This is a genomic window from Vibrio sp. Vb1755 (assembly GCF_033338635.1).
GTDB lineage: Bacteria > Pseudomonadota > Gammaproteobacteria > Enterobacterales > Vibrionaceae > Vibrio > Vibrio alginolyticus.
The window spans coordinates 1-331 of sequence record NZ_JAWOTA010000093.1 but is presented as its reverse complement, the minus strand read 5'-3'; the positions used below and the strand labels follow the sequence as shown (position 1 = coordinate 331).

Sequence of the window (331 nt, the reverse complement as noted above, 5' to 3'; positions counted from 1 at the left end):
ACGGGGTGAGTTCCTTACAACCAAAACCAATTTCTTCTTTTAGTTCGCGGTCAGCGGCCTGATGTGGCGTTTCACCGGGATCGATAAGACCTTTAGGAAAACCCAGTTCGTAACGCTCTGTACCAGCAGCGTATTCACGTACCAACAGTAAATCGCCCTGCTCGGTTACCGGTACAACCATTACGGCATCGCGGCCACTTGGCTTCATGCGCTCATAAGTGCGATGCTCGCCATTGGAGAAGCGAAGGTCGAGGGCTTCCACAGCAAACAGTTTTGATCGTGCGACCGTCTGACAAGAGAGAATCTCTGGTGGGGTCCTTTTCGACATGGC

At 52.3% G+C, this 331-nt stretch carries 1 protein-coding gene; it reads right to left on the bottom strand.

Going from position 1 to position 331, the window contains the following annotated elements:
• Nucleotides 1-328: ADP compounds hydrolase NudE (gene nudE / locus R7E00_RS22855; protein WP_318124516.1), on the bottom strand; the 328-nt coding region annotated here is incomplete at its 3' end.
• Nucleotides 329-331: the final 3 nt, after the last annotated feature.